Source organism: Bacillota bacterium, assembly GCA_040754675.1.
Taxonomy (GTDB): Bacteria; Bacillota; Limnochordia; order Limnochordales; family Geochordaceae; genus Geochorda.
The window spans coordinates 1-4529 of the sequence record JBFMCJ010000336.1 but is presented as its reverse complement, the minus strand read 5'-3'; the positions used below and the strand labels follow the sequence as shown (position 1 = coordinate 4529).

Genomic DNA, 4529 nt, shown 5'->3' with positions numbered 1-4529 from the left:
CACGTTTAAGTATGGGGAATTCTTCCAAAGTGAGGAAGGATCGTTCCGTCCCGATCTCATGGAATACCGCCGATCGAGGAGCCAGCAAGGCCCCGGCAAATCTGTGTCCCGCACTTTCCATCCAGCCGTCATCGCAAGAGGAAAAAGTCAGACGGCCTGGTTCTTGGGCCACGGCAAACCGCTGATGATCACCGCCACCGCCGGCAGGGGTACCCTACCTGCCCCCGCCTTTCCCTTTCTCGCCCTTGCGGCTGCCAAAGAACAGCCACCCCCAAAGCCCACCCGTCAGCTCGTTAACCGTCTGCCTCCTCCGCCTAGCCACCAACCACTGCACCACGCCCACCGCCACAGCTACTACCGCACCCCACACCAGCCAGTCCATTCGCCGCCGCCTCCTTTATTGTTCGCCATGCCCGCCAGGGACTCGGTTCCGCGTCTCACTGCCACTCTCCGTCTCGGAGGTGGGCATCTCTTTCGGGTAATAAGCGTTATCCGCCAGTCGGAGAGGCGACATATCTTTGAATGGACGATGTTCCGGCCAGGCGCCTGCGTCACTATGACAGGCCGTGGTTCTGAATGCCGTCCAGGGTTGGGGAAAACCCCCGGTCCTGCCGTGTTGTGTAGTTTTGAAGTCCGGCGGTCAGCCATGGTTCCCTCCCGCCTTGAGGAGCTTGGCAGGTAGCATTCCCTCGGCAGGCAACCAACACGCTCACATAAGCGCGCCGATACGCTGCCTAGCGGCAGGACCTTGGTGTATCCTCTGCTCGAGGCGAGCTGACCGTGGCAGTGGAGCGCCTGGTCCAGGAAATCTCCAACGCTTAGCCTGACGCCGGATCTGGCTTGAGGGCCACGATCTGTTCGTCTGCGTTGCGGAGTTCACCGAGATGAGCCGATGGCTTCTCCCGATCTCTAAGGCCCCACAATTCCTGTGGGCCGAAAGGGCTTGAACCAATCGCCAAGACGTAGGTTTGCGATCCCTAGGTGCCGCACAAGGTCTTCATCATCTTCAATTCCGTCGAACGCAGGCTGGAAGAGGAATTCAACGTCCATGTCCTCGAAGATATGGTCGACCAGATCCCGCGAAGTGAACGTCTTGCCTTCAAGCTCCGCCTGCACCTCCGCCTGCTCCAGGATTGCCCGCATGGCCAATTCCTCGGCCACGGATTGAGCATCCACCACCCCTTATCACGGATCTTCCAGGCCACCAGAATCATCACGTCCAGGAATTGCTGGGCAAAGCTCAAGTCATAATGATGCTGGTAGCGTGGGGGCAGGTACTGACACATGGAAGTCTCCTCGAAGGAGTCTCTCTCCACCAAGTCCAGCACGTCCGTTCGAAACATATCCACGAGAACTTCACTAGCATGTCGGATCCACCTCTCCTGCTGAGGACTCATGGTGTAGGTATGAGCCCCAATCGGCATTTCCGCACCCCCTTCGTTCTGTGCGTCCCAAGCCACTCCCTCACGATACCACAGGCAGGGACCTCAACCGGCGATCGTACTCGGCCAACGAGTCGGCGAACAGGTTGCACTCCGCCAGAGCGCGGGTCGATACCTGCCCACCAATCTCGCCCACCGGCAATGCCCGCTAGTGCATGCTCCCGAATGCGGGAAGGGAACATAGGCTGACCACCTTTACAGGAGTTGAGGACACTGCTAATCCATGTCGACTGATCTGCGACGTCGGTTACCTCACCCATCGCCGGCTACCGTGCCAGCCGAAACGGCTGCTGGGCGGACCTTCTGGGACTGGGACGACGATCCGGGTGGCACCTTCCTCCCCAACGGAACCCCCGGTGAACTCGGCAATGTGTAGAGAGCGGACGCACTACGTGATAACGATGCGCTGTCGGACTTCGGGGGCGGTCCATCGCCGCCATTGATAGTCAAGCTCGTACACCGCGCAGGCGGCGAGGTCTTGCATGTTCACCCTGCCGCAGCGGGGGACCACGATGGAGATGAAACCCCTCTTGAGGGAGAAAACATGGAGACAATCAGCCGGGGAGTGGAAGGCTGCACCCCGGTGGCTGTGAACCTGCGCGAATACGAACTCACCAGTGCTACGGAGGTGGTCCCGTAACCGCGCCAGGTCCGCCGGGCTCGCCTCGGCAGACCGGGCGGTGGCCGTCCCCGTGAAAACGAAGGCAGTGGTTATGAGTACGTCTTCCTCATTGATGAGCCTACCGGTCCAGACGAGGTATCCCTCGCGTGGTGCCGCGGCCAACAAGGCGCGCTGGGTTTCCTCCAAAACCCGGCGCGGGACGTACAATCGGTGGATACGCGCGGGTTTCCTGCGTTGAGGTTGTTGTGACTCCGGCCGCGGAGCGGCCGGTGACGATTCTGCGCCGGCAAAGCCACTACGTCTGTCCACTGAGGCACCTCCGTCATGCAAAGACCTGTTCGCAGAAGTCGGAAGGCACGTCCACTTGAACCCCCGCCAGGATAACCTTACGGGGTCTCGTCGCCTCCTTGGGGGCCAACCCGACTAACCTACCACTGGGGGCCTCAAAGCAAACGCTGAACGAGTCACCGGACACCCGCTCCATGCGGAGGATGCCGTGGCGTAACCGGATGGTGGACGTGGGCGGGAGATGTTCGGGCTCAAGAAGCCAGCAGCGATCAGCGCTTGCGAGCGTAGTGGTAGTGGCAACACTCACGTATTCTTCCAGGAACAAGTCTAGCGAGCGCGCCAGAACTGAGTCGAGGTAGAGGGCTTCCTCGAGAAACGCGGCCAGCCTGCGCGCAAACGCAGCTTCTTGTAGTTGGAATTCTGCGCGGGGATCGTCAGGGTCCGCGAGCCGAGGCCCCACTGCTAGTAAGGCCCTGCGCCGAGGGCGTCGGACGCCGCCCAGACGCCGTATGGCCCGGACCAACTCGAATTCGATCCGCCCCAGCCTGTAGCAGCACTGGTTATAGCCGATAGGGAACTGGTTCCACGCCTCCACCATCAAGGGATAGCCGAGCGTTGATTGCCTGGACGAGAGAATGGCGTCGCGGTCCGACGCCATCTCAAGTTCGGAAGAGACCATCGCTGCGGTTACGACGCCCGCCTCATCAGGGGAATCGACCAAGAGCACGAGCCGACGCAGAGAACCATCCGCAGAGCAGGCAACGCAGAGGTCGCCGGCCGAAGGAGGTCCTGCTATAGGGGTCGCAAGAGCACGACCTCTTGGCCGATGAGCTTCCTTAACGATGTCAGGCGCCGGCTCGGCCAGGAAACTGGTGTCCCCGGGTACGGCCGCCCGCAGATTCTCGAGGTCGGTCCTGCACGCCGGGCATTCCTGCACGTGTCGCTCCAGAGCAGCCAACTGTTGCCCTCTCACCTCGCCGAGGACCATGCCCAGCAATCGGCTCAGCGATGGGCAAGCCCTATCCATGGTAACCCTCCTTGTCCTCATTCCCTTCGTTCACAGCCGCAATGACCAACGCGTCCCAAACCAACTCCGCTAGGGCGGTGTCGTCCTCACAGAACCGGGTGAGTCTAGAGGCCAGTTCGCGGCTAAGCGACCAGGCCCGTGATTTGGGGATGCCAGCTTTCTTGCCCAGCTCACGGAACGTCTTCGGGCCCGAAGCGCACGCTTTCAGCAGTGCCCGCTCCCGGGCCGAGCATCCGCGAAGGAAAGTCCTGGCGAACTCCTGCACTTGGGCTTGCTTGGCGGGGTCTGCGCCCGTCACATCTCGGGAAGAACTCTCGGCCCCACTGGCCTCCAAAGCGACAGTGCACTCTTCATTAGCCAATCCCAGGGTATCCGAAACAAGGGACACGATATCCTGGAGGGTCCATGGAACTCGGGTTCTGGCAAACAACTCACGGAGAAGCCACCGTAGGTGTTCTCCGCTGAGGGCGGGCGGCCGCTTGCGTGCCTTAGGAGAGTATTGCGGACGTTCGAAAGACAACAACAGCCCTCGCACCTCGGACACCTTCTCCGGGCAACCGCCGGCAGGCAATCCGTCCAACCATTCGGCGAGCCCCCACACCCACAGAACCCGCTTCCCCCTCTTTGAAAGAGCCGCAAACTCGGGCCCAGCCTACAGGATGCGGATAAGCTGCTCCTGCAAGTTGCCCAGCGCCCCCCGGGATGAGGTGCGCCGTATGTAGTCCTGAACGAACCGCTCAAGCCGTGTCTCCAGTTCGGCCATGCCAGTGCATGTATGGATGAGTTCAAAGAGTTTATGGCCCGGTAACCCCTCCATCAGGAAATCATGGGTCAGCGCCGTAACTGCATCGTCGTCCCAGCGGCCGTCCAGTGCCCGCCAACTCGGCGGTCTCCGTACCCAAACTACAGCAGCCACGGCCCGTTTGACCATGCCGTACAGTTTGGGTGTCAAGCCATACCGCGCGTATTCCTCTCGGAGCTCATCAAGGTCGGACACTAGGTATCGCTCCGTCCTCCCAGGCCGTAAGTGCCGAACGTAGCTTCTCGCAATCCTCGTCGAGGAGTCTGCCCAAGTACGTGGCCTCACGCAACTGTTTAATTGGGACGGACACCGACTGAGGCAGGACGACCCACCCGTCTTCTGTGAGTC

At 61.0% G+C, this 4529-nt stretch carries 5 protein-coding genes; all 5 read right to left on the bottom strand.

The features are described 5' to 3' along the window. Positions 1-214: 214 nt before the first annotated feature. Complete coding sequence (locus AB1609_16215) at positions 215-382, bottom strand: hypothetical protein (GenBank protein ID MEW6047994.1); 168 nt, start codon at positions 380-382, stop codon at positions 215-217. Between the two features lie 527 nt (positions 383-909). Further along, complete coding sequence (locus AB1609_16210) at positions 910-1161, bottom strand: hypothetical protein (protein ID MEW6047993.1); 252 nt, start codon at positions 1159-1161, stop codon at positions 910-912. Positions 1162-1830: 669 nt separating this feature from the next. Beyond that, positions 1831-2226, bottom strand: a complete 396-nt coding sequence (locus tag AB1609_16205; protein MEW6047992.1) for a hypothetical protein — start codon at positions 2224-2226, stop codon at positions 1831-1833. Between the two features lie 160 nt (positions 2227-2386). Beyond that, positions 2387-3379: a hypothetical protein gene (locus AB1609_16200; GenBank protein MEW6047991.1), complete on the bottom strand. Its 993-nt coding sequence runs from the start codon at positions 3377-3379 to the stop codon at positions 2387-2389. A 652-nt stretch (positions 3380-4031) separates the two neighbouring features. Next, the gene (locus AB1609_16195) at positions 4032-4331 is read right to left on the bottom strand and encodes a hypothetical protein (GenBank protein MEW6047990.1); all 300 of its coding nucleotides are present in this window, start codon (positions 4329-4331) and stop codon (positions 4032-4034) included. Between the last annotated feature and the right edge of the window lie 198 nt (positions 4332-4529).